The following is a 26,451-nucleotide window of genomic DNA, read 5'->3' on the forward strand; positions in this document are numbered from 1 at the left end:
CTAGCATATTGCTACGTCTGTCAGGGTTTGCTGCTGCGCGTAGCCGAGGTGCTTGACCAGCTGTTCGCGCATACGAGCACTGACCTCGGCAAAGGCTATTGGCCCAGCGACCAGATCCGCCAACTGGGTCATTCGCATCCCGGCATAACCGCATGGGTTGATGCGCCCGAAGGGTTCGAGGTCCATGTCCACATTGAGCGCCAGGCCGTGGAACGAGCGGCCGTTACGGATACGCAGACCGAGAGAGGCGATCTTGGCGCCATTAACGTACACGCCAGGCGCATCGGGCTTGGCCAAGGCGTCTACGCCGTAGCTAGCCAGCAGATCGATCAAGCTAAGCTCGATCCGGCTGACCAGCTCTCGCACACCGAAGCCCAGCCGTCTGACATCCAGCATCAAATAGCACACCAGCTGCCCAGGACCATGATAGGTCACCTGTCCGCCCCGATCGGCTTGAACTACAGGAATATCGCCTGGTAGCAGCAAGTGCTCCGGCTTGCCGGCCTGCCCCTGAGTAAACACCCGCGGATGCTGGAGCGACCAGATCTCATCAACGGTGTCTGGAAGCCGTTCGTTGGTAAAGAGCTGCATGGCTTGCCAGGCGATCCGATAGTCCACCAAGCCGAGCTCGCGCACCACCAGCGATGAGCCACTCATCGTTGGCGCATTCTCTACAGCCGGGCTCACAGCTAAGGCCGGATTGGCGGGCTCGCCGCTCATCACAGCACCATGTGCACGCGCCCGGTAGCGCGTAGATCGACATGGATCGCCTGCAGCTGATCGACGCTGGTGGCGGTGATCAAGACCTGCACGGACAGAAACCGCCCGTTGCGACTGTCTCGGGTCACCAGTGTGGTTTCGTCGAAATCTGGCGCATGTCGACGGATCACCTCGACCACCGTGTCGCTGAAGCCCTCGCCCGCATCGCCGATTACCTTGATCGGATAACGCTCGCACGGAAATTCGATTTTTGGCGGCTGTGTTTCGCTTTTACTTTCAGTCATGGCAACGGACTCATGATCCGCAAAGGGCGCGCCCCGACGGTTAGCCAGGGCGCGCTCAAGAGGTCAGTTGAAGAGATTGAAGAAGAACAGCTGAATGCTATCCCACAGACGACTGAAGAGCCCACCTTCTTCCACGGTCTGCAGTGCAATCAGATCGGTGCTTTGCAACACCTGGCCGTCGAGACTGACCTCAACCTTGCCAACCACATCACCCTGCTGGATAGGCGCCGTGAGTTCGGGGTTAAAGCTCAGGCCGGCCTGCAGCTTGTCCATCTGCCCACGCGGCAGGGTCATGGTCAGATCACTTGCAAGCCCGGCGCTCACCTGGTCCTGCTGGCCCTTCCAGACACGGGACGTGGCCAACTCGACACCCTTCTGGTAAAAGGTCCGGGTCTCGAAGAAGCGGAAGCCATAGGTCAGCAGCTTCTGCGTTTCAGCGGCACGCGCCTGCTCGCTGTTGGTGCCGAAGACAGCGGTGATCAGACGCATGTCATCACGCACTGCAGAAGCTACCAGGCAGTAGCCAGCCTCTTCAGTGTGGCCGGTCTTCAGGCCGTCGACGGTTTTGTCACGCCACAGCAGAAGGTTGCGGTTGGGCTGCTTGATGTTGTTCCAGAAGAACTCCTTTTGCGCATAGATGCCGTAATGCGCGGGATCCTCATGGATGATCGCGCGAGCCAGCTTGGCCATGTCGGCAGCCGACGAATAATGCTCTGGGTGAGGCAGCCCTGTGGCATTCATGAAGTGCGTATTGCTCATGCCCAACCGCTGCGCTGTGCTGTTCATGAGATCGGCGAAGGCCTCTTCGCTACCGGCGATATGCTCAGCCATCGCCACGCTGGCGTCGTTGCCGGACTGGATAATGATGCCGTGCAGCAGATCGTCCACCGAAACCTGTGTGTTGACCTGGATAAACATACGCGAGCCGCCGGTACGCCAGGCTTTTTCGCTGACGGTTACCATATCGCTTTCAGAGATCTGCCCCTTCTTGATTTCCAGTGTGGCAATGTAAGCCGTCATCAGCTTGGTCAGGCTGGCGGGCGGCAGACGCTCATCCCCGGCATTCTCGACCAGAACCTTGCCACTGGCAGCGTCCATCAGGACGTAGGATTTGGCCGCCAGCTGTGGCGGTGACGGAATGATCGGCTCGGCCCAGGCGGTGGGCGCTACGGCCAGCACGGTTAGGAGGAACAGCCGGTGCACGAAGGTGGTGATAGTCATTGCGCTCTCAGAAAGGTGGTGTGGCAAAAACGATACAGGTCAGCGTGGTGTATCAATCAACGAGGAACAGCTTCAATCGCCGCTTACTCGCCGTGGGCTTCCCAGATTGGCGAGGCGGACGCTCTGTTCGAGCTGCGCAGCTTCATCGGGGGAATCAATGGGCCCCAGGCGTACCCGGTGCAAGATCTGCTGCTGATGGACAACCGAACTCACGAATACCGGCGCGCCGGTGATGCTGCTGAGCTTGTCACGCAGCAACTGTGCGGCGTCGGGGTTGGCGAAGGCGCCGACCTGCAGGTAGACCCCCGCCCCAGATGCGTTACGCGCGCGGTCATTGGCAACCTCAACTGGCACGGTTGCGCCAGCATGCTGCGCCGGTGGCGGGGTGTATTGTTCGACAGGTTGCGCCAGTGCAGCAGCTGAGGGCTTTGCAGCCTTCTGAGGCTGGGCCAGTACCATCGGCGCCGGCCTGCCACGCTCGGCCCACCACTGCTCCGGATCGATGCCTTCAACCTTGACCCGCGCGGTCCCGGTTTCGGCATAGCCCAGCTTTTTTGCTGCAGCAAAAGACAGATCAATGATTCGATCCGAGTAGAACGGGCCGCGATCGTTTACTCGAAGCACAACGGCTTTGCCATTGTCGAGGTTGGTGACCCGAACATAACTGGGTAGCGGCAGCGTCTTATGCGCGGCACTCATACCATACAGATCGTACTTTTCGCCGTTGGCCGTTGGCTGACCATGAAACTTGGTGCCGTACCAGGATGCCGTTCCGGTCGCCCGATAATTGCGTCCGTCACCAATCGGGTAATAAGTTTTGCCCAGCACAGTGTAAGGATTGGCCTTGAACGGGCCGTTGTGCGGTGTTGGCGTTGCGTCTGGAATGCTGGAAACGTCGACATCCCACCAGGGCGCGCCATCCTTGTGCGGCCGTGAGTAGTCACCCGGCCCGCTGATGCCTGCGCTTTTCGCGGGGGCCGGCGACGGTGTCGGCGCCGACGAACATCCGACTACCAGCACAGCGAAGGCCGCTACCGCCAGCAAACGACCGGTCATTGCGCACCCCGCGCCTGGACCAGCTGCTCGGAGAGCTGATGGACTGCCATGGCGTACATGACGCTGCGGTTATAACGGGTGATGACATAGAAGTTGGGCAAGCCGACCCAGTACTCGTCGCCATCGGCACCCTCCAGGCGAAAGGCCGTTACCGCAGTGTCGTCGGGCATCTTCGTTTCGGCTGGCCACTGCCAACCCAGCTCGCGCAATTCCGCGGCACTCTTCACAGGCTCAAGTCCTTCGGTCAGACCTTCGCCATGTCGCTCACCATTGACCGTAGCCCGCGCTACCACTGGCGCGCCGGCGGCCCAACCGTGCTGCTTGAAATAGTTGGCGGCGCTGCCAATGGCATCGACCGGGTTCTTCCAGATATCGATACGACCGTCTGCGTCGAAGTCCACCGCATAGGCGCGAAAGCTGCTCGGCATGAATTGTGGCAGCCCCATGGCACCGGCGTAGGAACCGGTCAGCGTCAGAGGGTCGACTTGCTCTTCTCGGGCCAGCAAGAGGAACTCTTTGAGCTGCTGGCGGAAGAATGGCTGGCGCGGCGGATAATCGAAGCCCAGAGTCGACAAAGCATCAATAACCCGGTAGCTGCCCGTGTTGCGACCGTAGAAGGTTTCAACGCCGATGATAGCGACGATCACCTGTGCCGGCACACCGAATTCCTGCTCCGCACGCGCCAGCGCCGTCTCATTCTCGCGCCAGAAATCCACACCCTGGGCAATCCGTGAATCGGTCATGAAGATCGGTCGATATTCTTTCCACGCTTTGACGCGCTCGGCCGGTCGGGAGATGGCATCGAGGATCACCTGCTTGCGCTCTGCCTGCGCCAGCACTTCGGCTACCTGCTCACTGGCAAACCCGTAATCCTGAGTCATCTCGCGCACGAAATCGGCGACCTTCTCGCCCTGATAATCGGCGGCAAAAACCGCCGGAGAGTTTCCGAACGCCGCGAAAAGACCCGCTCCGCAGAGCGCTCGTGTCAACCAGCCACGCCGTAATCGATCCAAGAAATTCACTCTATTCAAACCTGTGCGATCCACTTGCGATGGGTGTGGATCGACATCAAAACCCCGAACCCTGATAGCAGGGTTACCAACGAAGTGCCACCAAAACTGATGAAGGGCAACGGCACCCCTACCACCGGCAACAGCCCACTGACCATGCCGATGTTGATGAATACGTAGACGAAGAAGGTCATCGTCAGCGCACCGGCAAGCAACTTGCCAAACAGCGTTTGCGCCTGAACGGTGATGACCAGGCCGCGCGAAATCAGCAGCAGGTACAGCAGCAGCAGCAGGCAGACGCCAACCAGTCCGAACTCTTCAGCCAGAACGGCAATGATAAAGTCCGTATGGCTTTCCGGCAAAAAATCCAGGTGCGACTGCGTCCCCAGCAACCATCCCTTGCCAAACACGCCGCCCGAACCAATCGCGGCCTTCGACTGAATGATGTTCCAGCCGGTTCCCAGCGGGTCACTTTCCGGATCGAGGAATGTGTGCACGCGCTGTTTCTGGTAGTTGTGCAGTACGAAATACCACATGGCCACGGCAATCGGCACCAGCGCCGCAATCGCGCCCATTATCCAGCGCCAGCGCAGCCCGGCGATGAACAGGACGAAAGCGCCGGAGACCAGTACCAGCAACGAAGTGCCCAGGTCCGGCTGCTTGAGGATCAACACGAAGGGCGTGAGGATCAGGCCCAGACTGACCATGGTGTGCTTGATACCCGGCGGCAAGGCACGCGCGGACAGATACCAGGCGATGGTCATCGGCATGATGATCTTCATGAACTCGGACGGCTGGAAGCGAATCACCCCAGGGATACTGATCCAGCGGGTCGCCCCCATTGCGGTGTAGCCGACGAACTCCACCGCCACCAGCAATGCGACGACCGCCAGATAGCCCGCTGGCACCCAGCGCGCCATGAACCTTGGTTCCAACTGTGCAATAACCAGCATGGCGCTCAGGCCGAAGCCATAGGAAGTCGCCTGCTTGATCAGCAGATCAACATTCTTGCCGCCGGCGGAATAAAGAACGAACAGGCTTCCGGCCGCCAGCATCAGCAGCAACAGGAGCAGCACCCCGTCGATATGCATGCGCTGCAACAATGACGCCCTGCGACGCATCACATCGGTGGTAGAAAGCGTGCGGTCGAAGGTTCCACTCACGGTTTGGGCCTCTCTGCCGTCAGGGGCGGGGCGTACTCGGCCTTCAACTCGCCCGCCTCGTTGAGCAGCCATGCATCCATGACCTGCTTGGCCACCGGCGCTGCCACGCCGGAGCCGGACTCGCCGTTCTCGACCATGACCGCCACCGCAATCTGCGGGTCATGCACAGGCGCGAAGGCGACGAACAAGGCGTGATCTCGATGGCGTTCGGCGAGTTTGCCACTGTCATACTTTTCGCCCTGCTTGATGGCCACGACTTGCGCCGTACCGCTCTTGCCGGCGATGAGGTAGGCGGCGGTGTCGCCAACCTTCTTTGCCGTGCCGCGGGCTCCGTGCAGCACCTTCACCATTCCGTTGATGGAAGCGTCCCAGTAATCGGGGTCGCGAAGCTGAATGTCGGGCATGGGTTCAGGATCGACAGGTATTTCTCCTTCGATACTTTTCGCCAGGTGCGGTCTGATCCACTTGCCGTGAGTCGCCATCAACGCGGTCGCCTGGGCCAGCTGCAAAGGCGTGGTCTGCATGTAGCCCTGACCGATCCCGAGAATGACCGTCTCGCCCGGATACCAGGCCTGCCGGTAACGGCCACGCTTCCAGTCTCGCGACGGCATCAGGCCAGCGGTTTCCTCGAACATGTCCAGCGCCACGCGCTGGCCAAGACCGAAGCGACTCATATAGTCATGCATGCGGTCGATGCCCATCTTGTGGGCGAGGTCATAAAAGTAGGTGTCGTTGGACCGCATGATCGCGGTTTCCAGATCCACCCAGCCGTCACCGCCGCGATTCCAGTTGCGGTACTTGTGCTTGACGTTGGGCAACTGAAAGAAGCCCGGGTCAAACACGCGACTGTTCTCGGTCACCACACCGGCATCCAAGCCAGCCACCGCCATCATCGGCTTGATCGTCGACCCCGGCGGGTAGAGCCCGCGCAAGACACGGTTGAACAACGGGCGATCTATGGAATCACGAAGCTCGCCATAGGCCTTGAAACTGATTCCGGTAACGAACAAGTTGGGGTCGAAGCTCGGCTGGCTGACCATCGCCAGCACCTCGCCAGTCGACGGTTGCAGCGCGACGATGGCGCCGCGACGTCCGGCCAGCGCAGCCTCGGCCGCTTGCTGAAGTTCCAGATCGAGGGTCAGAGTGATGTCCTTGCCCGGTATCGGATCGGTGCGCTTGAGCACCCGCAGCACTCGCCCACGCGCGTTTGTCTCGACCTCCTCGTAGCCCACCTGGCCATGCAATGAGTCTTCATAGAAGCGCTCGATGCCCGTCTTGCCAATATGGTGAGTACCGCTGTAGTTGACCGGGTCGAGCTGCTTGAGCTCCGCCTCATTGATCCGGCCGACATATCCGACCGAATGAGCGAAGTGCTCACCCTCTGGGTAATGCCGCACCAGCTGGGCAGCGACCTCAACGCCCGGTAGACGGAACTGATCTACGGCAATGCGAGCAATCTGCTCCTCGGAGAGCTCGTACATGATCGGCACCGGCTCGAATGGCCGCCGCCCTTGCAGTACACGCTTTTCGAACAGCTCGCGCTCTTCACTGGACAGCTCCAGCACCTCAACCACGGTGTCCAGCGTCTTGCGCCAGTCTTCGGCGCGCTCACGCGTCACGGTCAGGCTGAAGCTCGGGCGATTGTCGGCAATGATCTTGCCGGCCCGATCGAAGATCAGGCCCCGATTGGGCGGAATGGGCTGCACATGAACGCGGTTGTTTTCCGAGAGCGTGGAGTGATGCTGGTATTGCACCACTTGCAGATAATACAGGCGCGCAATCAACACGCCGATCAGCAGCACCACTAACGCCCCGCCCACAAGCACGCGCTGACGCACGAGACGGGCGTCTTTTTCATGGTCCTTGAGGGGGATCGGCTGGGACATCTTCGGTTGGGCTGAACTACTTGTGGTAAGGGTGACCCGACAGCAATGTCCAGGCCCGATAGATTTGTTCGCCGACGAGAATACGAACCAGCGGGTGGGGCAACGTCAGCGGTGACAACGACCAGCGCTGCTCGCTGCGGGCGCACACCTCAGGGGCCAGCCCCTCAGGCCCACCCACCATGAGATTGACGTTGCGCGCATCGAGCCGCCAACGCTCCAGCTCGCCAGCCAGCTGCTCGGTACTCCAGGACCGACCCGTCACTTCAAGGGTGACGATACGCTCGCCGGGTTGCACCTTCGCCAGCATGGCCTCGCCTTCCTGGCGAATCAACCGCGCCACGTCGGCATTCTTGCCGCGTGTGTTTAGCGATATTTCATGGAGCTCCAGAGGCAGCTCGGAGGGCAGACGCTTGGCATACTCGTGCCAACCGTCCTCCACCCAGCGCGGCATCTTCGAGCCCACCGCAATCAGCTTGATCCGCACGGATCGACTATTCCTGCTCGCCCGCGTGCTGCGCTCGGCTCTGTTCGGCGCCCTGCCAGAGGCGCTCAAGGTCATAGAACTGACGAGTAGGCACTTGCATCACATGCACAACCACATCGCCCAGATCGAGCAACGCCCACTCACCGCCGTCCAGGCCTTCGCTGCCCAGAGGGCGCACGCCCTGCTCCTTGACCTTCTCAAGCACGTTCTCGGCCAGTGATTTCACGTGACGGCTGGAGGTGCCACTGGCGATCACCATGAAGTCAGTAACGCTGGTCTTGCCACGGACATCGATAGTCGTGATGTCAGCGCCTTTCAGATCTTCCAGGGCGCTAACGGCCAGCTGGGCCAAAGAATCATTTTGCATAATGTGAAACAACCTCAGTTCGACGCCCGGTACAGTCCGTGCGCGTTGATATAAGCCAGTACGGCGTCCGGTACGAGAAAGCGTACAGACCGGCCGCTGGCCAGAAAATGACGAATACGTGTTGCCGACACCCCTAGCGGGGCCTGCCAGACGAAAGCAATTTGCCCACTGCTGCCAGCAATGGTCAGGGGGTCATTCACACTGCGAGCCGCCAGCAAGTCCCGCAGCGCTTCCGGCGGTTCGCTGTCGGCATCCGGCCGTTGCATGACCAGAATATGGCAGTGATCGAGCAGCTCATCCCAGCGATGCCACGTTGGAAGTCCGCAAAACGCATCCCAACCCACAATGAGAAAAATCTGATCGTCATCGTTCAGCTCGGCACGCAAAGACTCCAGCGTATCGAGGGTGTAGGACGGTTTGTCACGCTCCAACTCGCGCGCATCGACGGTTAGCGGAGGCAAGTCCTGCACCGCCAGCCGAACCATTGTCAAGCGATCCTGCGCGGAGCTGTTCGGCGCCTCACGGTGCGGCGGACGAAAGTTGGGGACCAGGCGAACCTCATCAAGCCCAACCATCTCGGACACTTCCAGAGCGCCGCGCAAATGCCCGATATGCACCGGGTCAAAGGTGCCACCGAGAAGGCCGATGCGCCGAGGGGTGCCGGTCTCCCTCATCAACTACGCACGTGGCCGTCGCCGAATACCACGTACTTCTCACTGGTCAGGCCTTCCAGACCGACCGGACCGCGGGCGTGCAGTTTGTCGGTGGAAATGCCGATCTCAGCCCCCAGCCCGTACTCGAAGCCGTCGGCAAAACGAGTGGAGGCGTTGACCATCACCGAGGCCGAATCGATCTCAGTGATGAAGCGCCGCGCATCGGTGAAGTTTTCCGTGACGATCGCGTCGGTATGCTGCGAGCCGTAGCGGTTGATGTGCTGGATGGCTTCATCAAGAGAATCGACGATGCGGATCGACAGGATCGGCGCGTTGTATTCGGTGGACCAATCCTCTTCGCTGGCAGCCAACACGTGACTACCCAGAAGTTCGCGAGTCCGCGGGCAGCCACGCAGTTCAACGCCCTTTTCGCAATAGATTGCCGCCAGCGGTGGCAGCACTCGGGTAGCGATGGACGCGTGGACCAGAAGGGTTTCCATGGTGTTGCATGGCGCATAGCGCTGGGTCTTGGCGTTGTCGGCGATGCGGATGGCCTTGTCGACGTCGGCCGCCTGATCGATGAACACGTGGCAGATGCCGTCCAGATGCTTGATCACCGGCACCTTGGCGTCTCGGCTGATGCGCTCGATCAGCCCCTTGCCACCGCGTGGCACGATCACATCCACGTACTCCGGCATGGTGATCAACGCCCCAACGGCGGCGCGATCGGTGGTCTCGACAACCTGCACCGCCGCAGCTGGCAGCTCGGCCTCGGCCAGGCCCAGCTGAATGCAGCGAGCGATCGCCTGGTTCGAATGGATCGCTTCCGAGCCGCCTCGCAAAATCGTGGCGTTGCCTGACTTGAGACACAGGCTGGCCGCATCGATGGTCACATTGGGTCGCGACTCATAGATGATGCCAACCACGCCTAGCGGCACGCGCATCTTGCCAACCTGTATGCCGGATGGCAGGTAGCGCATGTCACGGATCTCACCGATGGGGTCAGGCAGGCTCGCGACCTGGCGCAGCCCCTCGATCATGTCGTCGATACGCGCCGGCGTTAGCGCCAGACGATCAAGCATCGTCTCGTCCAGACCATTGGCACGCCCGGCCTCGAGGTCTTCACGATTAGCACGGACCAGCTCCTCGCGCGCCGCATCAAGCGCGGTGGCGGCGGCCTGCAAGGCACGGTTCTTCTGCGCCGTGGTGGCACGCGCTAGTACGCGCGACGCCTCGCGCGCGGCGCGACCGAGGCGGGTCATGTAGTCGAGTACGGACTCGGTCATGGTCTGGCTGGCCTGATCGAAGGGAAAGCGGCTGATTATAGCGACCCACACGCCTCGCGCACAGCGGCGCCGGGCGAATGGCTAAAAAGCCCCTGACTGCAGGTTACACACAACCCAGCGGGCTGTGCGTAACCACCAGGGTCGGCAACCGCAAGAGGCTATCGCCAGCGCTATCATGATTAGTCGTTTGAAACCCGGGCGCCAGATGCCGGGTCGAAGCGTCTCGAACCAAGGAAAAAAAGACCCATGCCGGAATGGCTCACCGCACTCTCCAGTTGGCTGGCTGAAAACCCTCAGTGGCTCGGCCTTAGCCTGTTTGTCGTCGCCTGTCTCGAATGCCTCGCCGTTGTGGGCTTGCTGATGCCCGGCACGGTGCTGGTATTCGCCATCGCGGTAGTTGCCGGAAGCGGCGTACTCAGTCTCGGCGAGACATTGCTTTTGGGTTACGCCGGCGGACTGCTCGGCGATCTGCTGTCGTACGGGCTGGGACGACGCTACCACCAGAATATTCGCAGCATCCGCGGCCTGCGCGACCATCCGGAATGGCTGAATCGCGCCGAGGTGTACTTCGAGCGTTACGGCATCGCCAGCCTTCTTGTTGGACGCTTCATCGGCCCGCTGCGGCCCATGCTGCCGGTAACCGCTGGCATGCTCGATATGCCGTTCGGGCGCTTTCTCTTGGTCAGCCTGGTCGCCGCGGCCGGCTGGTCGATGGCTTATCTGCTGCCCGGCTGGGCAGCGGGCGCCGCCGTGCGACTGCCTTTACCGGAGGGCTTCTGGAGCGAGGCCGGCTTCGTCACCGCCGCTTTGCTCCTGCTCGTCGGCGGCGTAGTGCATGGCAGTTTGCATCAGATGCGCTGGGTTACGCCGCTTGCTGCCGGCCTCAGTGCAGCCGTTCTGATCGGCCTGTTTATCGGCTGGCCCTACCTCGTGGAATTCGACGAAGGGCTGATGACGGTCGTTCAGGGCGAGCGCAGCCCGATTTTCGACCGCTTCATGGTCGTAGTTACACGCGCCGGCGATTTTCAGACCCAATTGTGGGCCGCCGTACTGCTGAGCCTGTTGTTGATCATCACTAAACAGGTACGCGCGGCAGCATTCGCCATTCTCACGATGCTGGGCACGGCGCTGGCCAACGGCGCATTGAAGGCCACCTTCGGGCGAATCCGCCCGGAAATCCTACTGGAACCTCTGCACAGCTACAGCTTCCCCAGTGGTCACAGCTCGGCAGCTTTCGCCTTCTTTCTCACGCTGGGCGTTCTCGCCGGTCGCGGACAGCCGCCGCGCCTGCGCCTGGCCTGGGTGCTACTGGGCGCACTGCCGGCCACCGCAATCGCGCTGTCGCGGGTCTACTTAGGGGTTCACTGGCCAACCGACGTTATCGCCGGCGCGGTGCTGGCGGCGAGTATTTGCGCCGCCAGCCTGACCCTTGTGCAATGGCGCACCCCGATGACGGCCTTGTCGCCGAAAATATGGTGGCTGATCCTGCCGGCCACGCTGGGACTGATCGGGGCCTTTACGATCTGGGCGTTGCCAGGCGCCATGCTGCTGTATCGCTATCAGTAATACCCAGCGACCGGGCCGTCGCTATTCGGACGAATCGCCTTGCAACTGCTCCAGCCAGCGCTGGATGGACTGTAACTGCAGTTCAGGATCGTCCAGCTGCAGCAGGTCGAGCTTCTGATCAGGCCGAAACGGCAAGAGGTAGGCCAACTGGTGCGCCAGCGATCGCTGACCCTGCGCGGCAGTGCCCATCCCCAGCGCCTCGACCATCGGGTGCCGACCGAGCGCCTCCAACAACAGCGCCAATTCGAGATGCTCATCGTCCAAGGGAGGATCGCCCCTCTCCTCGCGCCAAGTGATTTCAGCGACGGTCAGCTGATCGCGCTGTACTTCGGCCGACAACACGTCGAAGCGACGGCCGCCTTCGACGCGAATCCCCAGCAACCCATTAGGCCGCTGCTGCCAGTCTCGAATCAGCGCTTCACAACCAGTCAGGGCATATTCGGCCGGCGCCAGCCCCACCTCGCTACCCTCGATGAGGCGCACCACACCGAAGCCATGCCCAGCCTTTAGGCAACTGCTGACCATATCCAGATAGCGCGCCTCGAAAAGCTGCAAATCGAGGGTGCACCCCGGAAACAACACGGTATCGAGCGGAAACAACGGTAGCTTCATTCAGCCTCCTTACGACAGCATCAGCACGGCCAAGGGCAGCAGCACCGCGGTCATCACACCCATCAGGCTCATCGCCAGCGCCGCAAAGGCGCCGCACTCGTCGCCCTCCTGCAGGGCCTGGGCGGTTCCCACCGCATGCGCGGTCAGACCCAGCGCCATGCCGCGGGCGGCAGGATGCTGAACGCCAAAGCGGCGCAACAGTTCCGGACCAATGATCGCACCGATGATGCCGGTGATCATCACGAAGACGGCGGCCAGCGCCACCACGCCACCGATCTGCTCGGCCACCAGCATGGCGATAGGCGAGGTAACAGACTTGGGGGCCAGGGTCATCAGGATCATCTGGTCGGCACCAAAAGCCCAGGCCAGCACCATCCCCAGCGCCGTGGCGCCGATGCCAGCCAGTAGCAGGGTAAGCATGATTGGCCCGAACAGTTCGCGGATCCTGCGCAGATTCAGATACAACGGCACGGCAAGCGCCACCGTGGTTGGCCCGAGGAGCACGGTAAGCATCTGGGCGCTGTCGCGATATTCCTCATAGCTCAGGCCGCAAAGCACAAGCGTACCGACCACCACCACCATCGACACCAGCACTGGCTGCAGAAATACCCAGCGGGTTTTTTCGTAAGCCGCATAGGCCACCTGGAATGCTGCCAAGGTGATCGCCACGCCAAACAAGGGGTGATGGATTACCGCCTCCCAGGCCGCATGCCACTGCATGGCGATCATGCGCGACCTGCCTTGCGTTGCTGACGGCGAATCAGCGTCTGCATCAGCCAGCCAGTAAACACTAGTGACACCACCAGCGAGAGCACCAGCACGCCAACGATGGCCCAGAAATCCTCGAGAATCGCCCCGGTGTAGGCCATCACGCCCACGGCGGGCGGCACCAGCAACAGGGGCAGATAACGCAACAGACTACTCGCAGCGACCTGCAGAGATTCACTCGCCTGGCCACGAGCCAACAACGCCATGAACAGCAACAGCAAGCCGATGATGGGCCCCGGCAACATCGGCAGCACCATTACGTTGAGCGCAGTGCCAAGCAATTGAAACAGCAGCAGCCAGGTTAGTCCGCGTAGCAGCATGGAAGCCTCCAGAGCAAAGGAGCGCAATTATAAGCATCTCGCCACCGCGACACGCGGCGCAGCTTCCAATCAGCCTATGGCGCGCCATTCGCACCAACCATGCTTGGTTGATTCGCCCTCGGCTGCGTGCTGATCTAGCGTTGCGCCACATCCGAACAAAACAACAAACGCCGGAGGATATATGCCGCAAGTACCCGTAGCAGAACTCAAGGATTACATTGGCAAAGAGCTAGGCCGCTCCGAATGGTTCACAGTCGATCAGCAGCGGGTCGATCAGTTCGCCGACTGCACCGGTGATCACCAGTTCATCCACATAGACCCGGAAAAGGCCGCGCAGACCCCGTTCGGCGGGACCATCGCGCACGGTTTCCTCTCGCTGTCGCTACTGCCAATGTTGATGGACGAACTGATGATCCGTCCCGAAGGGACCAAGATGGGCGTCAACTACGGGCTCGACAGCCTGCGCTTTATCCAGCCGGTCAGAGTGGGCTCGCGGGTTCGCGTGGCAGCGACGCTGCTCGACGCTTACGAGAAGAACCCGGGCCAGTGGCTCCTGAAATCGCGTGCTGTGATGGAAATCGAGGGTGTGGAGAAGCCTGCTTACATTGCCGAGACCCTGGCACTCTGCGTTGTCTGACCAGCTGGGCGCAGTTGTCGCACCCCGCTGAGTTTGCGGCATACTGCGGCGTCACCCCCTCTGGATAGCCGCATGCGCCACCTTGCTCCAGTCCTGCTCGCCTGCTTTCTGACCGCTTGCGGTGATGGCGAGCCGTTGCTGCCCGCCGACGCCGTGCTGCCCGATGGCGGCCGCTACCGGGGCGAGGTGATCGATGGGCTGTTGCAGGGCGAGGGGCGTATCGACTACCCCAACGGCAGCCATTACATCGGATCTTTCAGGGACGGGCAGTGGCATGGCCAGGGTGTCTGGCGAGGCGCTAATGGCGATCGCTACGAAGGCGCGTTCAAACAGGGATTATTCGATGGCCAGGGTCGCTTCAGCTACGCCAGTGGAGGCGTCTATGAAGGGTATTTCGAACGAGGAAGCCTCAACGGCAAGGGCCGCTACAACGAGCCCGGACTGAGCTACGAGGGGGAGTTCAAGGATGGCCTCTACCACGGCACTGGCAAGCTGCAAGAGGCAGAGGGCTCCAACTATGAGGGTGCGTTTGCCAGTGGCCAGCCCAATGGCGAGGGCACCCGCAGCGACGCCAGCGGCGTATTCAGCGGCACCTTTACCGACGGCCGACTCAGCGGCGAGGGTCTTTACCGCGGCAACGACGGTGAGCATTACCTGGGCCAGTTCGAAGATGACCTCTTCCATGGTCAGGGCCGCTACGAAGACGCTGCCGGCAATGTCTGGAAAGGCGAGTTCAAAAACGGCGAACTCAGCGGCAGCGGTGAATATGCCGGCATGGACGGCACGCACTACAGCGGACACTTCAAGCGCTGGCAGTACCATGGTGAAGGTGACCTGCAGCAGCCTGGCGGTGACCGCTACAGCGGCCGTTTTCGCGATGGCCAGTTCAACGGAACCGGCACGCTGCTACTCGCGGACGGCACTCAAAGGAGCGGCACCTGGCGGGCCGGCCGCCTGAATCAGAATACCCAAGGCGAGCGCCTCGCCGACCCTCTGGAGCTTGGCCTGCTTCGCCAGGGAAAGCTGCTGGCGGACGCACTTGATGCGGTGCCGGCCTCCACTCCGGCTACCGAACTCTACAGCCTGACCCTTGCCGCCGATGGCCAGCAGAGCGTGTTTCTACGCGAGGTCGATTATGTCGACAATTTGCTGGCCGAACGCTTCGCCGCACGCGGCCAGATAAGCCTCGTCAACCACCGCGACCACCTTGCACACCGGCCACTGGCGACGCGCGAAAACCTCAAGCGCGCAATTGTCCGCCTGGCCGAGCGCAGCGGCCCGGAAGACCTGATCTTCATCTACTTGACCAGTCACGGCTCGGCCGACCACCAGCTGGTACTGGCCCAACCCCGATTGGCCCTGGAAGATTTGCCCGCCGAGGACCTGGCCGCGCTGATGCAGCCACTCACCGACCGCAACAAGATCCTAGTCATCTCGGCCTGCTATTCCGGCGGTTTTATCGAGCCGCTGAAGAGCCCCAATACACTCATGATTACCGCCGCCCGCGCCGACCGAGTGTCGTTTGGCTGCTCCGAGGAAAGCGACTTCACCTACTTCGGCCGCGCCCTCTTCGCCGAGGCCTTGCAGGAAACTGCGGATATTGTGCAGGCATTCACGCTGGCACAGGCGAAGGTTGCCGAACGGGAGCAAGCCGACCACTATCAAGCTTCGGAGCCGCAAATATGGGCGCCCGAGCAGGTTGTCGAACACTGGCGGAAGCTGAGCAATCAGCCACCAGTGCCATCTGACTGATCGCTACAGGAAGCCAAACCATGTATCTGACGCCACAGCGTATTTTGCTTGCCGGCGCCACCGGGCTAACCGGCGAGCACTTGCTCGACCGCCTGCTCAACGAACCCACCGTGGAGTGCGTGCTCGCTCCCAGCCGCAAGCAGCTGGCCGGACACTCGCGGCTCGAAAACCCGATCGGTCCGCTGCAGGCGCTACTGCCCCAGCTGTCGGGCAGTATCGACACTGCGTTCTGCTGCCTGGGCAGCACGCTCAAGGACGCCGGAAGCCAGGAGGCCTTCCGCGCCATCGATCATGATCTGGTTGTCGCCTTCTCTAAACGCGCCCGAGAACTGGGCGCGCGGCATTTGCTGGTCGTCAGCTCACTGGGCGCCGACCCCGCCAGTTCGATTTTCTACTGCCGCGTCAAAGGCGAAATGGAGCAAGCGCTACGCGCTCAGGGCTGGCCACAACTGACCATCGTGCGACCTTCGCAGCTGCTTGGACCGCGCATGCAAGTTCGCCCGGTCGAACGCCTTACCGCCCCGCTCTCTTATCTACTGCCAGGCAAATACCGCGGCATCTCAGCCTGTACGCTGGCGCGCGCGCTCTGGCGCCTGGCGCTGGAAGAAGCCGAAGGTACGCGGGTGATCGAGTCGGACGAGCTGCGCAAACTGGGGCGGTAAGGGCTACAGGCTGCATCCATGCACACGCAGCCTGCGCCCAGAGTGCTCCCGCCCCGCCCAGGCTGCAATGTGATCAGTACTTGATGAAGTGCTCACGGTAATGGCGCAGCTCAGCGATCGACTCGCGGATATCGTCCAGCGCCAGGTGCGTGCCACCTTTCTTGAAGCCAGCCAGTACCTCAGGTGCCCAGCGGGCCGCCAATTCCTTGAGCGTCGAGACGTCCAGGTTACGGTAGTGGAAATAGGCTTCCAGGCGAGGCATACGGCGGTAGAGAAAACGCCGATCCTGGCAGATGCTGTTACCACAGATGGGCGACTTACCCTTAGGCACCCACTGCTCGAGAAACGCCAGCGTCTGGGCTTCGGCTTCCTCGGTAGAGATCTGGCTGTCGCGCACCCGCTGAGTCAGGCCGGAACCACCGTGCTGGCGCGTATTCCACTCGTCCATACCGGCGAGGACCTCATCGCTCTGATGGATGGCGATGACCGGCCCCTCGGCCAGCACGTTGAGCTGACTGTCGGTAACGATAGTTGCCATCTCGATGATGACGTCGTTGTCGGGATCAAGGCCGGTCATTTCAAGGTCGATCCAGATGAGATTCTGCGGGTTCTGCATAGTGAGCTCCTTGGCTTTGGCGCGCAGTTTAGCCGCTCGCGGAGTGCCCGTCAGGTTGTGCGGCTGCCACGGGCCGCCAGATCAGCAGGCGTGAATGCCGCCAGTCATCGATGGCAAGAATTTCCTGTGGCTCAACGTCAGGCACCTCGAAACTGTTGCTGATCAACAGCGCGCCTGGGCTCATCTCCGCCCGGGCCTTGTCCCACAGCGGCGACATGGGGGCCGGCGAAAGAAAGCAATAGACCACATCGTAACCAGCCAACGGCTCGCGCCAGAAACTGCGAAATCGCACCTGGCAGTTGCGCTGGAACAGGCAGCGCAACCAGCACAACGCAAAGGTGAGCGGCGCCGTCTCGACACCGACGAAGTGCGCCGACGGGTACTGCCGCGCCAGCCGCAGCAGGGTGCCTCCGAGCCCACTGCCCAGATCGATGAAGCGGAACCCTTTGGGCAACGCGGCTAGCCGACGCGTCAGGCACTGCTCGGCGGCCGAACCGGTGAGGTACAACGGCACCCTTTCGATCAGGGCGTTCCAGTTCAACAGCAGCAAGATCAGAAAGCCAACCAGCAGCAACCAGGGCGGCAGCGCATGGCCTTGCAAAAGCACCAATCCCGGCACGAAGCCAAAGTTGATTGGCAGCCACCAGCGTGACAATCCGAGGCGCTGACCAATCAAGGCAGCAACCGCACCTTGCACACAGGCTGCCCCTAAAAGGCTGAGATGCCAGCCCAGCAGTCGTGCCAGTGCAAGTAGCCACAGCCAACAGAGCAGCAGCGACAGCAACTGACAGAGCAGCGCCAGCAAGGCAGGATAGCGGGTAAGTGAGGAGACAGGCATGGGCGCTCGCCGCCAGCAGAAGAGACTGACTAGTCTACCGGCCAAAAGCCCAGCAAAAACAGGCCCGCGGCGCGTGCTCACGGGCATGTTAGACTCGCCCTCTTTTCTGACCTGGGCACTGCACGCAAATGGCCAAACGCCAACTCAACCGCCGGCAAAGCTGGCGCATCGAGAAAATCCAGGAAGAACGTGCCACTCGCGCGGCGCGCCGCGAATCGCGCGCAGTGGAAGAGCTCGAGGGCGGCGACCTCGGCCCAGAACAGACCGGCCTGGTCATCGCCCACTTCGGCGTGCAGGTCGAAGTCGAGGCTCAGGAAGGCGAGCACTGTGGTCAGGTCTTCCGCTGCCACCTGCGTGCAAACTTGCCAGCACTGGTAACTGGCGATCGAGTGGTCTGGCGGCCAGGCAACCAGGGCATCGGAGTCATTGTCGCGCAACTGCCGCGCCAGTCCGAACTCTGCCGACCTGACACACGCGGCCAGCTCAAGCCGGTGGCGGCCAACGTCGACCTGATCGTTATCGTCTTCGCCCCACTGCCCGAACCCCACGCCAATCTCATCGACCGCTACCTGATTGCCGCCGAGCATGCCGGCATCACGCCGCTGCTGCTGCTGAACAAGGCAGATCTGATCGACGCACAAAACGAAGGCGCGTTGAACTCGTTGCTAGGGGTTTATCGCCAACTGGGCTATCCGCTGATGGAGGTATCAGCACATGGCGGCGCAGGCATGGAGGCATTGCAGAAGCGCCTCGACGGGCATGTCAGCGTATTTGTCGGCCAGTCCGGGGTGGGCAAGTCGTCGTTGGTCAACAGCCTGCTGCCGGGTGTCGACACCCGGGTGGGCGCGCTGTCAGAAATGACCGGCAAGGGCACGCACACCACCACGACGGCACGGCTATTTCATTTTCCCGGCGGGGGCGAGCTGATCGACTCTCCGGGCATCCGCGAATTCGGCTTGGGCCACGTAAGCCGCTTTGATGTCGAGGCCGGCTTCATCGAGTTCCAGGAATTGCTGGGACATTGTCGCTTTCGCGACTGCAAACATGACCGCGAGCCAGGCTGCGCCCTTCTCAAGGCGCTTGAGGAAGGGCAGATCCAACCCCAGCGGATGGCCAGCTACCGGCATATCATCAGTGGCTTGACCGAAGCCGACTACTGACGAGCGCCAACCAGAAGCGGTTGAGATACCCGGCTCAGTTACCGCCGGGCTGATCGAACTGCAGCACGCCGTCCTCGAAGATGTTCAAACGCTCTCGCAACTGCGGCGCTTGCAGCGGGTCAGGGAGAGCAACCGAGGGCGCCGAACTAGTACCTTCGGATGCGGCCTCCGACGTCGCGCCTTTCCCCGTCGCGTCCGACTGCTCGCCCTCGATGTCGCGCTGCGCCTTCCTGGTCAGCACCAGAATATCGATGCGGCGGTTGACGGGGTTCAGCGGGTTCTCTCGATCAAACAAGGCCGAAGAGGCATAGCCCACCACACGGGCAATCTGCTCATCAGGATAGCCGCCGGCAACCAGCGCGCGCCGAGCCGCGTTGGCCCGCCCAGCCGACAACTCCCAATTACCGAACTCGCCGCGCCCGGAATAGGGCTTGGCATCGGTGTGGCCGCTGATGCTGATCTTGTTCGGCACCGCACGGATGGTGTCGGCCATGGCCAACAGAATATCCTCGAAGTAAGGCTGCAGCTGGGCACTGCCCAAAGCGAACATGGGACGGTTGGCGGCATCCATGATCTGGATACGCAGGCCGTCCTGGGTGATTTCAAAGAGGATCTGGTCCTTGAAGCGGGTCAGCTCCGGGTTTTCGTCAACCTTGTTCTGCAGTTCCTGAAGCAGCAGGTCGAGGCGTTCACGCTCCAACTGCTCGGCAAACGTCTCTGCCTGTTGCGCATCCATCGCCGCGTCGGTCTGCTGCACGGCCGGATCAACGACGTCGTTGAGCGTGCGGTCTGGGGCCGGCGTTGGCGTACCGCCCAGATCGATCACATGCGGACTGGCGCTTTCGGTGAAGCCAATCGGGTCCTGGAAATAGCCCGAAATCGCACGCTTCTGTTCGGGCGTGGCCGAAGACATCAGCCACATCACCAGGAAGAAGGCCATCATGGCGGTCGCGAAGTCGGCAAAGGCAATCTTCCAGGCGCCACCGTGGTGACCCGCGGCGACCTTCTTGACCCGCTTGACGATGATTGGTTGGGTATTGTCCATGAGTGCGCTTAGCTACCACGCATCGCTTGTTCAAGCTCAGAGAAACTTGGACGGTGCGCCGGCAGCAGCACCTTGCGGCCAAACTCCACCGCCAGCGTCGGCGGCATCCCGGACGCCGAGGCCACCAGGGTCGCCTTGATGCCCTCGTACAGATTCAGTTCTTCCTTGGCGTCGTGCTCGAGCGCCGCCGCCAGCGGGCCGAAGAAGCCGTAGGACGCCAGAATACCGAGGAAGGTACCTACCAAGGCCGTACCTACTTTCTCACCGATCTCCGCGTTAGTTGCCGAAGCGAGCACCGACATGGTGATCACGATACCCAGTACCGCAGCCACGATCCCCATCGCGGGCAAGCCGTCGGCAATCTTCGCCACGGCGTGAGACGGATGTTCAAGTTCTTCCTTGAGGCCGTTGAGCTCCATGTCGAACAGGCCTTCCAGCTCATGCGGGGCCATGTTGCCGGAAGACATGATGCGCAAGTAGTCACAGACGAAGGCTGTCATCCGTTCGTCCTTTAGGATCGCGGGGTACTTGCTGAAAATCGGGCTGGCGGCTGGATCTTCGATGTCGGCTTCGATCGCCATCATGCCCTCGCGGCGGCTCTTGTTGAGGATCTCGTAGAGCATCCCCAGCACTTCAAGGTAGTACTTGTGCGTAAAGCGATTGCCAAACATCTGCAGCGATTTCTTGAACACGATTTTGGTCGTGCTGCCAGGGTTGGCCTGCAGAAAGCCGCCAAGTGCGGCACCACCGATGATCATTACCTCGAACGGGTGAATGAGTGCGGCGACTTTGCCGCCGGACAGAATGAAACCGCCAAGGACGCTGGCGATTACCACGATGATGCCGATTATTTTTGCCATAGGTAGGTACGTCTAAAACCTGATCTCAGGGCACCTGAAACAAGCCGCGCGATGTCGCACGATCTCGATTGGAGTCAGGCGGAAGGGCAGATGAAAAGAATTGTTCTGGTTATCGGAACTTTTGCGCCAGACTAAAGGCCATCCCGATGAAATGCTAGTTCGGCGGCGCCATGACTACGACACCACTCCCCCGCACGCTTGAAGCCTGGCTCAAGACGTTGGACGCCGTTGTCCTGCCGGCGGCGGCTGGTCCCTATGCCCGCGTGCAACGGGCCTTGGGCGACAACAGCCTTTCCATGCGGGAGATTTCGGACCTCATTCAGGAAAGCCCGGTCCTCGCACTTACCGTGATCCGCGAGGCCAACCGCAGCGCGGCATCGACCAGTAAGCCGGCCGAGAGCCTTGAGGTTGCGTTGAGCCGTATCGGCTTGAAGCGCGCCGAAGCCCTGTTCGCGAAAGTGCCCGCCGCGCAGCCAACCGATATTCCAGCGCCATTGCGACAGCTGATGTTGATCAGCAGCCACGCCAGCCAGCAGGCTAACGGGTTGTTCGCTTCACGCCTCGCACGACTCTGGCAGGAGATCCACTGGAGCAGTCTGCTGTTCCTGTCGCCAGCATGGGCATTGGTCGCCGCGCACCCGGAATTGCTTCAAAACTGGGAACAGCGCGTCCTGGTCAAGCGCGAGCCCGCTCGCCAGGTCGAGCAATCATTGCTCGGCGTCTCGTTGCTAGAGCTGTGCATCGCCACCGCCGAGCATTGGGGGCTGCCCGGCTGGATTGCCCAAGGTTACCGGCTCCTCAACGAACACCGGAGGATGCTGATCAAGGCACTGCACATCGCTCGCGATAACGAGCACCCCTTGCACCAGCAACAAATGCTCGACGCCGACCCCGCGTTGCGCCGCTGGCTCACCTTGCCGAGCAACACCATCGTGCTCGCCAACGGCCTGGCGCTGTCGGCGCATCACAGCTGGAGCGGCATTCACAGCCTGCGCTGGCAGCGGCTTGCCGGCCTCTACCTTCAGGTCCCCCTCGCCGAATTGCAGCAGATGACGCATCAGCAGGCGGTGGCCAGCGCCCGCGTGATCGGCCCAACCGACCTGTGGCATCCCGCCCAAGGCCTGCTCTGGCCATGGGAAAGCGTATTTCAGGTGGAAAAAGCCGCGAAGCTACCAGACACCGAAACCTTGGCCCAATGGCGCGAGCATTGCCGCAAGCTGCTCAGCGTGCCCTGCCCATTCGACAATGTGGTGCAACTCACCGCGACAGCCTGCAAAGCACTGACGTCAGCGGGCATGGAGCGCGTCCTATTGCTCCTGGTAGATCGCAAGCAACAGCGCCTGATCGGCCAGCAAGCCAGCGGACTGCCGAACGAGGCAACCCGACTGACGCTCGAACCTGAGCAAAGTCAGTTGTTGCGCAGACTGCTGGAAAAACCAGCGTTACTGCGGCTCAAGCCGGATAACCTCGCCCAATTTACCGCGCTGTTACCCGGCGCACTGAAAGCACTGTTTCCCAGCGAGCATGTTCTGTTGCGTTCCGTCGGCTTGGACGATCGCGTGGTGATGCTGCTGGTGGTCGATCAGAACAATACGGCATTCAGCGAAATGGGTTTGCAGGCCTTCGCCAAGACGGTCCAGTGCATCGAACGCGCCCTGGCGACGTTCAGCAAACGCGTCCGCTGATTTTTTCGCTAGACTGCGCCTTTCCGTTCGCTTGAGGCCTGCCGTGTCCGCCTTTTCCACCCTGCCGCTGGTAATCGAACCGGCCGATCTGGCCGAGCGCCTGAATGCACCCGAGCTGATTCTGGTCGACCTGACCAGCGCGGCCCGCTACGCCGAAGGACACCTGCCTGGCGCACGCTTCGTCGACCCCAAGCAGACTCAGCTCGGCCAACCGCCGGCGCCGGGGAGACTGCCCGGAAAACCTCAGCTGGAAGCGCTGTTTGGAGCACTGGGGCATCATGCCGACGCCGTCTACGTGGTCTACGACGACGAAGGGGGTGGCTGGGCCGGCCGCTTCATCTGGCTGCTCGACGTTATCGGCCATCCCCACTACCACTATCTGAATGGCGGCCTGCACGCTTGGCTGGCCGAGCAGCGCGCGCTCTCGCAGGACAGCCCTGCGGCTGCAGGCGGACCGGTTCCGCTGCAGCTCGACGAAGCCCCTAGCGCGACCCGCGAATATCTCGAAAGCCGGCTCGGTGCGTCCGACCTAGTCATCTGGGATGCCCGCTCGCCTGAGGAATATCGCGGCGAGAAAGCACTCGCAGCACGCGCGGGGCACATCCCCGGCGCCGTCAACTTCGAGTGGACTGCAGCCATGGATCCGGCACGCGCCATGCGCATCCGCGAAGACGTCGCTGAACGGCTGAAAGCGCTCGGCATTACCGCCGACAAGGAAATTGTCACCCACTGCCAGACGCATCACCGCTCCGGCTTCACCTACCTGCTGGCCAAGGCCTTGGGCTATCCGCGGGTCAAGGGATACCCGGGCTCCTGGGGCGAATGGGGCAACCTACCCGATACCCCGATCCAGCAATGAAAAGGTCATCCATGAAAGATCGCTTGTTTGTCTTAATCCAGTATCTGCTGCCGCATCACCTGATTTCGCGCCTCGCCGGCTGCCTCGCCGAGTGTCGCCTGCCGTGGGTGAAAAACACGTTCATCAAGGCCTTCATTCGTCATTTCGGCGTGCCGATGCATGAAGCACAGATCGAAGAGCCGACTGCTTTCGAACATTTCAATGCCTTCTTTACCCGCGCGTTAAAGGACAACGCTCGCCCGCTCGACCCGACCCCCGGCGCGATACTCAACCCCTGCGACGGCGCCATCAGTCAGCTGGGAAAGATCGAGCAAGGGCGTATTTTCCAGGCCAAGGGTCACAGCTACAGCGTGATGGAACTGCTCGGCGGCGACCACCAACGTGCCGCGCCCTTCATGGGAGGAGATTTCGCGACCGTCTACCTGTCTCCAAAGGACTACCATCGGGTGCATATGCCGCTGGCGGGCACCCTGAGGGAAATGGTTTACGTACCGGGCCGCATCTTCTCGGTGAACACCGTCACTGCTGAAGGGGTCCCCGAGTTGTTCGCTCGCAACGAACGGGTGGTTTGCCTGTTCGATACCGAACACGGACCGATGGCCATGGTGCTGGTGGGCGCAATGATCGTCGCCAGCATTGAGACCGTCTGGGCCGGACTGGTTACGCCGCCCAAACGCACGCTCAAGACCTTTCACTACGACGAAGCAGCGCGCGCCCCCATACACCTGGAGAAGGGTGCCGAAATGGGCCGTTTCAAGCTCGGCTCCACCGTGATTCTGCTGTTTGGAGCGGATCGGGTCGCCTGGTCCGAGCAGCTGTCGGCACTGACGCCGGTCCGCATGGGAGAAGGGCTTGGCCAAGCCAAACCGGCAAGCGACATAGCGCTAACGCCATCGGATTCTCCGCAGCCCTGACACCCGCCAATGGTCGGCTAGCGCTGGCCAATTGCAGCTGGTTCGCTATGATTGACCATAACGATTGCATATTGACATTACGGCGTGGCAAGCCCGCGAGGCCCACCGTCGCCGTTGGTGGTACGCGTGCAGGCATGCCACGGAGTTTATCGCTTGGATAATCAGAGCCAGCCATTATTGTTGCGCGTGCCGACGCCGGATTGCCAGGAGTTATCCTTCTGCGAGCCCAGCGCGCGCGGCGTCAGACGCTGGCTTTCGGGTCTGCCCAAGGCGAACCTTGGAGAGACTGCGCGACAGCTGTATCAGGCCATGCGCGAAATCAATCAGCTTCGCACGCCGGCGACGAACAGACTGCAACTGCTCGAGTTGCTGCGGCCAGAAATCCATTTCGTCTGCCGGGAACTGGAACGCTATTTCATCAATCAGCCCATCGTGCTCGGCGAGCGTCCGCGAAAGGTGGCTAGTCTCTGCCAGGCACTGCACAACCACCTCGCCATTGGTTACAAGCTGATCTCCGCCGAGCTGGCCCCACAGACTGGGCGTGACCGACTGCAGCTACTCACCATTGCCCTGCAGCGAGCTATCCGCAGTCTCAGCACCATGCTCGTGCGCTCTACACAGCTCTACAGCCCGACTCCCGAAGGCCTGTGGCTAGAGCTGCATCAGCTGTACGCGATGGCCGTTACCCACGGCGTACACCGCACCACCGTAAACGACGACTTGTGTTACAGGGTCCCAGGCCTTAGCGCGGAACAAAGCTATATCGTTGCGCTGATGCTGGGCAGCGCGCGCTGCAACCAGATGCGCCAGCAGGGTATCGGCCAACTCGCGCAACTGCTCGAACCCTGGAGTGCGCTGGTCCATCTGCAGGCCGGCCTGGGCCCGACCAGCCTGTTCGGTGTGTCTCCGCGCATCGATGGTCCACCGCGCTACAGATCAATGTATCCCGCCAGTGCCCGCCCAGATCTGCTCGGCATCGATCCGCATGGCCTGGTCAAAGCTATCCAGTCACACCTGCAGTCGCCCGTAGAGGACACTGAGCACAAGGCACTCGCTATCCCAGAAGGGCTGAACCCGGACCTGTTGCAACATCTGGCTGCCGCCTGGGGTGACATTTCCGAGCGCAGCTTTCAACGCGCCCCGACACAAGGCTCGATGACCCTGTGCATTGGCATGAGCGCATTGCACTACTATCTGGCAGACAAACGCCCTTTCGGCGAACTGCTGAAACGTCCTGACGCGACTCGCTCCGCAGTATTCAAACTGAACAATGCCGCGCCTGACGTATGGTCCGTGGCGTTCGATGCTCAGGTTGCTCCAGAGCAAGACAGGCTTCCAGACGAGGACCACATTGAGTTCGTTCGCCCTGTAACCGCATCCACCAAGGCCGCCACAGAGAAACAAACCGCAGAACCCGCAGCCGAAAACCTGTTTCCCACTTTCGAAGTGCAAAGGGTCGACCAGAGCCCCGGTGGCTACTGCCTGTCCTGGCCGGGCGAGGTCCCCGCGCAACTTCAGGCAGGCGAGCTGCTCGGCCTGCAGGACGCCGCCAGCAAGACCTGGAGCGTCGCAGTGGTGCGTTGGGTCCGCCAAGTCCGCGGCAGCGGACCGCAGATGGGGGTTGAGCTCATCGCGCCTCAGGCACAGCCCTGCGGGCTTCGCCTGCTACGCAAGACCGATCAGGGCAGCGAATACCTGCGCGCTCTGCTGCTACCGGAAATCAGCGTGATCTCGCGCCCAGCTACGTTGATCGTTCCGCGGCTGCCCTTTCAGGAGGGGCAGAAGGTGCAGCTCAACCAGAACGGTGATGAGCACCGCGCAATGCTGTGTTGCCGGCAGGCGGGCACCAGCAGCTATAGCCAGTTCGAGTATCAATTGGTGGGCCTCACCCCCTCCGCTCAGGAGACGCCGATCACAGCGCGGGGCACCCACGCGGCTTCACGGGGCGAAGATTTTGACTCACTCTGGAACACGCTGTAGATTGCCGATCACCGTTTTTTAGCCTCCACGCCCCTTCTACGGCGCGT

At 61.5% G+C, this 26,451-nt stretch carries 27 protein-coding genes; 9 read left to right on the plus strand and 18 right to left on the minus strand.

Annotated elements, in window-relative coordinates; genetic code table 11:
• The 11 genes from lipB to AAGW23_RS00690 all read right to left on the minus strand — a co-directional run bounded on the left by lipB (position 1) and on the right by AAGW23_RS00690 (position 10,130).
• Positions 1-657: a lipoyl(octanoyl) transferase LipB gene (gene lipB / locus AAGW23_RS00640; protein ID WP_342404402.1), complete on the minus strand. Its 657-nt coding sequence runs from the start codon at positions 655-657 to the stop codon at positions 1-3.
• Between the two features lie 62 nt (positions 658-719).
• Positions 720-1,004, minus strand: coding sequence for a DUF493 domain-containing protein (locus tag AAGW23_RS00645; protein WP_102837471.1), 285 nt, complete (start codon positions 1,002-1,004; stop codon positions 720-722).
• Positions 1,005-1,067: 63 nt separating this feature from the next.
• Positions 1,068-2,225, minus strand: a complete 1,158-nt coding sequence (locus AAGW23_RS00650; protein WP_342404403.1) for a D-alanyl-D-alanine carboxypeptidase family protein — start codon at positions 2,223-2,225, stop codon at positions 1,068-1,070.
• Between the two features lie 72 nt (positions 2,226-2,297).
• On the minus strand, positions 2,298-3,281 hold the full coding sequence (locus AAGW23_RS00655) for a septal ring lytic transglycosylase RlpA family protein (RefSeq protein ID WP_342404404.1): 984 nt from the start codon (positions 3,279-3,281) through the stop codon (positions 2,298-2,300).
• Positions 3,278-4,162, minus strand: coding sequence for a lytic murein transglycosylase B (mltB, locus tag AAGW23_RS00660; protein ID WP_425540804.1), 885 nt, complete (start codon positions 4,160-4,162; stop codon positions 3,278-3,280). The genes AAGW23_RS00655 and mltB overlap by 4 nt, the downstream gene beginning before the upstream one ends.
• A 146-nt stretch (positions 4,163-4,308) precedes the next feature.
• Positions 4,309-5,454, minus strand: a complete 1,146-nt coding sequence (gene rodA / locus AAGW23_RS00665) for a rod shape-determining protein RodA (RefSeq protein WP_342404405.1) — start codon at positions 5,452-5,454, stop codon at positions 4,309-4,311.
• Positions 5,451-7,340, minus strand: a complete 1,890-nt coding sequence (mrdA, locus tag AAGW23_RS00670; RefSeq protein WP_342404406.1) for a penicillin-binding protein 2 — start codon at positions 7,338-7,340, stop codon at positions 5,451-5,453. Before mrdA ends, rodA begins: the two co-directional genes overlap by 4 nt.
• Positions 7,341-7,356: 16 nt before the next feature.
• Complete coding sequence (rlmH, locus tag AAGW23_RS00675; protein ID WP_342404407.1) at positions 7,357-7,824, minus strand: 23S rRNA (pseudouridine(1915)-N(3))-methyltransferase RlmH; 468 nt, start codon at positions 7,822-7,824, stop codon at positions 7,357-7,359.
• Positions 7,825-7,831: 7 nt separating this feature from the next.
• Positions 7,832-8,191: a ribosome silencing factor gene (gene rsfS / locus AAGW23_RS00680; protein ID WP_102837477.1), complete on the minus strand. Its 360-nt coding sequence runs from the start codon at positions 8,189-8,191 to the stop codon at positions 7,832-7,834.
• Between the two features lie 14 nt (positions 8,192-8,205).
• Positions 8,206-8,865 carry a nicotinate-nucleotide adenylyltransferase gene (gene nadD / locus AAGW23_RS00685; RefSeq protein WP_342404408.1) on the minus strand — a complete coding sequence of 220 codons (660 nt, stop codon included), beginning with the start codon at positions 8,863-8,865 and terminating at the stop codon, positions 8,206-8,208.
• On the minus strand, positions 8,865-10,130 hold the full coding sequence (locus AAGW23_RS00690) for a glutamate-5-semialdehyde dehydrogenase (RefSeq protein WP_342404409.1): 1,266 nt from the start codon (positions 10,128-10,130) through the stop codon (positions 8,865-8,867). Before AAGW23_RS00690 ends, nadD begins: the two co-directional genes overlap by 1 nt.
• Before the next feature lie 246 nt (positions 10,131-10,376).
• Here AAGW23_RS00690 and AAGW23_RS00695 point away from each other — a divergent pair, with 246 nt between their 5' ends.
• Positions 10,377-11,696 carry a bifunctional DedA family/phosphatase PAP2 family protein gene (locus tag AAGW23_RS00695; protein ID WP_342404410.1) on the plus strand — a complete coding sequence of 440 codons (1,320 nt, stop codon included), beginning with the start codon at positions 10,377-10,379 and terminating at the stop codon, positions 11,694-11,696.
• A gap of 21 nt (positions 11,697-11,717) precedes the next feature.
• Here the strand turns inward: AAGW23_RS00695 and AAGW23_RS00700 are convergent, their stop codons facing one another.
• Genes AAGW23_RS00700 through AAGW23_RS00710 form a run of 3 tightly spaced genes read right to left on the minus strand, consistent with a single transcriptional unit; the run spans position 11,718 to position 13,396 of the window.
• Positions 11,718-12,308: an LON peptidase substrate-binding domain-containing protein gene (locus tag AAGW23_RS00700; RefSeq protein WP_342404411.1), complete on the minus strand. Its 591-nt coding sequence runs from the start codon at positions 12,306-12,308 to the stop codon at positions 11,718-11,720.
• Between the two features lie 9 nt (positions 12,309-12,317).
• On the minus strand, positions 12,318-13,028 hold the full coding sequence (locus tag AAGW23_RS00705) for an LrgB family protein (RefSeq protein WP_342404931.1): 711 nt from the start codon (positions 13,026-13,028) through the stop codon (positions 12,318-12,320).
• A 5-nt stretch (positions 13,029-13,033) separates the two neighbouring features.
• The gene (locus tag AAGW23_RS00710; protein WP_102837482.1) at positions 13,034-13,396 is read right to left on the minus strand and encodes a CidA/LrgA family protein; all 363 of its coding nucleotides are present in this window, start codon (positions 13,394-13,396) and stop codon (positions 13,034-13,036) included.
• 181 nt (positions 13,397-13,577) lie between these two features.
• On the opposite strand from AAGW23_RS00710, the gene AAGW23_RS00715 reads away from it, so the two are divergent.
• From AAGW23_RS00715 to AAGW23_RS00725, 3 genes are all read left to right on the plus strand, one after another.
• Complete coding sequence (locus tag AAGW23_RS00715; protein ID WP_342404412.1) at positions 13,578-14,033, plus strand: MaoC family dehydratase; 456 nt, start codon at positions 13,578-13,580, stop codon at positions 14,031-14,033.
• Between the two features lie 72 nt (positions 14,034-14,105).
• Entirely contained in the window at positions 14,106-15,785 is a 1,680-nt protein-coding gene (locus AAGW23_RS00720) for a C13 family peptidase (protein WP_342404413.1), read from the plus strand.
• Between the two features lie 20 nt (positions 15,786-15,805).
• Positions 15,806-16,447 carry an oxidoreductase gene (locus AAGW23_RS00725; protein ID WP_342404414.1) on the plus strand — a complete coding sequence of 214 codons (642 nt, stop codon included), beginning with the start codon at positions 15,806-15,808 and terminating at the stop codon, positions 16,445-16,447.
• Positions 16,448-16,520: 73 nt separating this feature from the next.
• Here AAGW23_RS00725 and orn read toward each other — a convergent pair whose 3' ends face one another.
• Positions 16,521-17,063, minus strand: coding sequence for an oligoribonuclease (orn, locus tag AAGW23_RS00730; protein ID WP_342404415.1), 543 nt, complete (start codon positions 17,061-17,063; stop codon positions 16,521-16,523).
• A 28-nt stretch (positions 17,064-17,091) separates the two neighbouring features.
• On the minus strand, positions 17,092-17,901 hold the full coding sequence (locus AAGW23_RS00735) for a class I SAM-dependent methyltransferase (RefSeq protein ID WP_342404416.1): 810 nt from the start codon (positions 17,899-17,901) through the stop codon (positions 17,092-17,094).
• 128 nt (positions 17,902-18,029) lie between these two features.
• On the opposite strand from AAGW23_RS00735, the gene rsgA reads away from it, so the two are divergent.
• Positions 18,030-19,061 (plus strand): small ribosomal subunit biogenesis GTPase RsgA, encoded by a 1,032-nt coding sequence (rsgA, locus tag AAGW23_RS00740; RefSeq protein WP_342404417.1) that lies wholly within the window; start codon positions 18,030-18,032, stop codon positions 19,059-19,061.
• Between the two features lie 34 nt (positions 19,062-19,095).
• Here the strand turns inward: rsgA and motB are convergent, their stop codons facing one another.
• Together motB and motA are read right to left on the minus strand one after the other, a co-directional pair.
• The gene (gene motB / locus AAGW23_RS00745) at positions 19,096-20,106 is read right to left on the minus strand and encodes a flagellar motor protein MotB (RefSeq protein WP_342404418.1); all 1,011 of its coding nucleotides are present in this window, start codon (positions 20,104-20,106) and stop codon (positions 19,096-19,098) included.
• 8 nt (positions 20,107-20,114) lie between these two features.
• Positions 20,115-20,966, minus strand: coding sequence for a flagellar motor stator protein MotA (motA, locus tag AAGW23_RS00750; protein WP_342404419.1), 852 nt, complete (start codon positions 20,964-20,966; stop codon positions 20,115-20,117).
• Between the two features lie 170 nt (positions 20,967-21,136).
• Between motA and AAGW23_RS00755 the strand changes: the two genes are divergently transcribed.
• The 4 genes from AAGW23_RS00755 to AAGW23_RS00770 all read left to right on the plus strand — a co-directional run bounded on the left by AAGW23_RS00755 (position 21,137) and on the right by AAGW23_RS00770 (position 26,404).
• The gene (locus AAGW23_RS00755) at positions 21,137-22,651 is read left to right on the plus strand and encodes an HDOD domain-containing protein (protein WP_342404420.1); all 1,515 of its coding nucleotides are present in this window, start codon (positions 21,137-21,139) and stop codon (positions 22,649-22,651) included.
• A 43-nt stretch (positions 22,652-22,694) separates the two neighbouring features.
• A complete protein-coding gene (locus AAGW23_RS00760; RefSeq protein ID WP_342404421.1) occupies positions 22,695-23,510 on the plus strand; it encodes a rhodanese-like domain-containing protein in 816 nt (271 codons plus the stop codon).
• An 11-nt stretch (positions 23,511-23,521) separates the two neighbouring features.
• Positions 23,522-24,424 carry an archaetidylserine decarboxylase gene (gene asd / locus AAGW23_RS00765; protein ID WP_342404422.1) on the plus strand — a complete coding sequence of 301 codons (903 nt, stop codon included), beginning with the start codon at positions 23,522-23,524 and terminating at the stop codon, positions 24,422-24,424.
• A gap of 153 nt (positions 24,425-24,577) precedes the next feature.
• Positions 24,578-26,404, plus strand: coding sequence for a molecular chaperone (locus AAGW23_RS00770; protein ID WP_342404423.1), 1,827 nt, complete (start codon positions 24,578-24,580; stop codon positions 26,402-26,404).
• The last annotated feature ends 47 nt before the right edge of the window (positions 26,405-26,451 follow it).

This window comes from Stutzerimonas chloritidismutans, assembly GCF_038562055.1.
Lineage (GTDB): Bacteria > Pseudomonadota > Gammaproteobacteria > Pseudomonadales > Pseudomonadaceae > Stutzerimonas > Stutzerimonas chloritidismutans_A.

Bases quoted from the DNA above. Each gene is read 5' to 3' on its own strand.
- mltB (WP_425540804.1), bottom strand. From the start codon at position 4,162: ATGACTCAGGATTACGGGTTTGCCAGTGAGCAGGTAGCCGAAGTGCTG.
- rsgA (WP_342404417.1), top strand. From the start codon at position 18,030: ATGGCCAAACGCCAACTCAACCGCCGGCAAAGCTGGCGCATCGAGAAA.
- AAGW23_RS00720 (WP_342404413.1), top strand. From the start codon at position 14,106: ATGCGCCACCTTGCTCCAGTCCTGCTCGCCTGCTTTCTGACCGCTTGC.
- AAGW23_RS00715 (WP_342404412.1), top strand. From the start codon at position 13,578: ATGCCGCAAGTACCCGTAGCAGAACTCAAGGATTACATTGGCAAAGAG.
- AAGW23_RS00755 (WP_342404420.1), top strand. From the start codon at position 21,137: ATGACTACGACACCACTCCCCCGCACGCTTGAAGCCTGGCTCAAGACG.
- AAGW23_RS00710 (WP_102837482.1), bottom strand. From the start codon at position 13,396: ATGCTGCTACGCGGACTAACCTGGCTGCTGCTGTTTCAATTGCTTGGC.
- orn (WP_342404415.1), bottom strand. From the start codon at position 17,063: ATGCAGAACCCGCAGAATCTCATCTGGATCGACCTTGAAATGACCGGC.
- AAGW23_RS00695 (WP_342404410.1), top strand. From the start codon at position 10,377: ATGCCGGAATGGCTCACCGCACTCTCCAGTTGGCTGGCTGAAAACCCT.
- asd (WP_342404422.1), top strand. From the start codon at position 23,522: ATGAAAGATCGCTTGTTTGTCTTAATCCAGTATCTGCTGCCGCATCAC.
- AAGW23_RS00735 (WP_342404416.1), bottom strand. From the start codon at position 17,901: ATGCCTGTCTCCTCACTTACCCGCTATCCTGCCTTGCTGGCGCTGCTC.
- rsfS (WP_102837477.1), bottom strand. From the start codon at position 8,191: ATGCAAAATGATTCTTTGGCCCAGCTGGCCGTTAGCGCCCTGGAAGAT.
- motB (WP_342404418.1), bottom strand. From the start codon at position 20,106: ATGGACAATACCCAACCAATCATCGTCAAGCGGGTCAAGAAGGTCGCC.
- motA (WP_342404419.1), bottom strand. From the start codon at position 20,966: ATGGCAAAAATAATCGGCATCATCGTGGTAATCGCCAGCGTCCTTGGC.
- AAGW23_RS00645 (WP_102837471.1), bottom strand. From the start codon at position 1,004: ATGACTGAAAGTAAAAGCGAAACACAGCCGCCAAAAATCGAATTTCCG.
- AAGW23_RS00700 (WP_342404411.1), bottom strand. From the start codon at position 12,308: ATGAAGCTACCGTTGTTTCCGCTCGATACCGTGTTGTTTCCGGGGTGC.
- nadD (WP_342404408.1), bottom strand. From the start codon at position 8,865: ATGAGGGAGACCGGCACCCCTCGGCGCATCGGCCTTCTCGGTGGCACC.
- AAGW23_RS00725 (WP_342404414.1), top strand. From the start codon at position 15,806: ATGTATCTGACGCCACAGCGTATTTTGCTTGCCGGCGCCACCGGGCTA.
- AAGW23_RS00690 (WP_342404409.1), bottom strand. From the start codon at position 10,130: ATGACCGAGTCCGTACTCGACTACATGACCCGCCTCGGTCGCGCCGCG.
- mrdA (WP_342404406.1), bottom strand. From the start codon at position 7,340: ATGTCCCAGCCGATCCCCCTCAAGGACCATGAAAAAGACGCCCGTCTC.
- AAGW23_RS00655 (WP_342404404.1), bottom strand. From the start codon at position 3,281: ATGACCGGTCGTTTGCTGGCGGTAGCGGCCTTCGCTGTGCTGGTAGTC.
- lipB (WP_342404402.1), bottom strand. From the start codon at position 657: ATGAGTGGCTCATCGCTGGTGGTGCGCGAGCTCGGCTTGGTGGACTAT.
- AAGW23_RS00650 (WP_342404403.1), bottom strand. From the start codon at position 2,225: ATGACTATCACCACCTTCGTGCACCGGCTGTTCCTCCTAACCGTGCTG.
- AAGW23_RS00705 (WP_342404931.1), bottom strand. From the start codon at position 13,028: ATGCAGTGGCATGCGGCCTGGGAGGCGGTAATCCATCACCCCTTGTTT.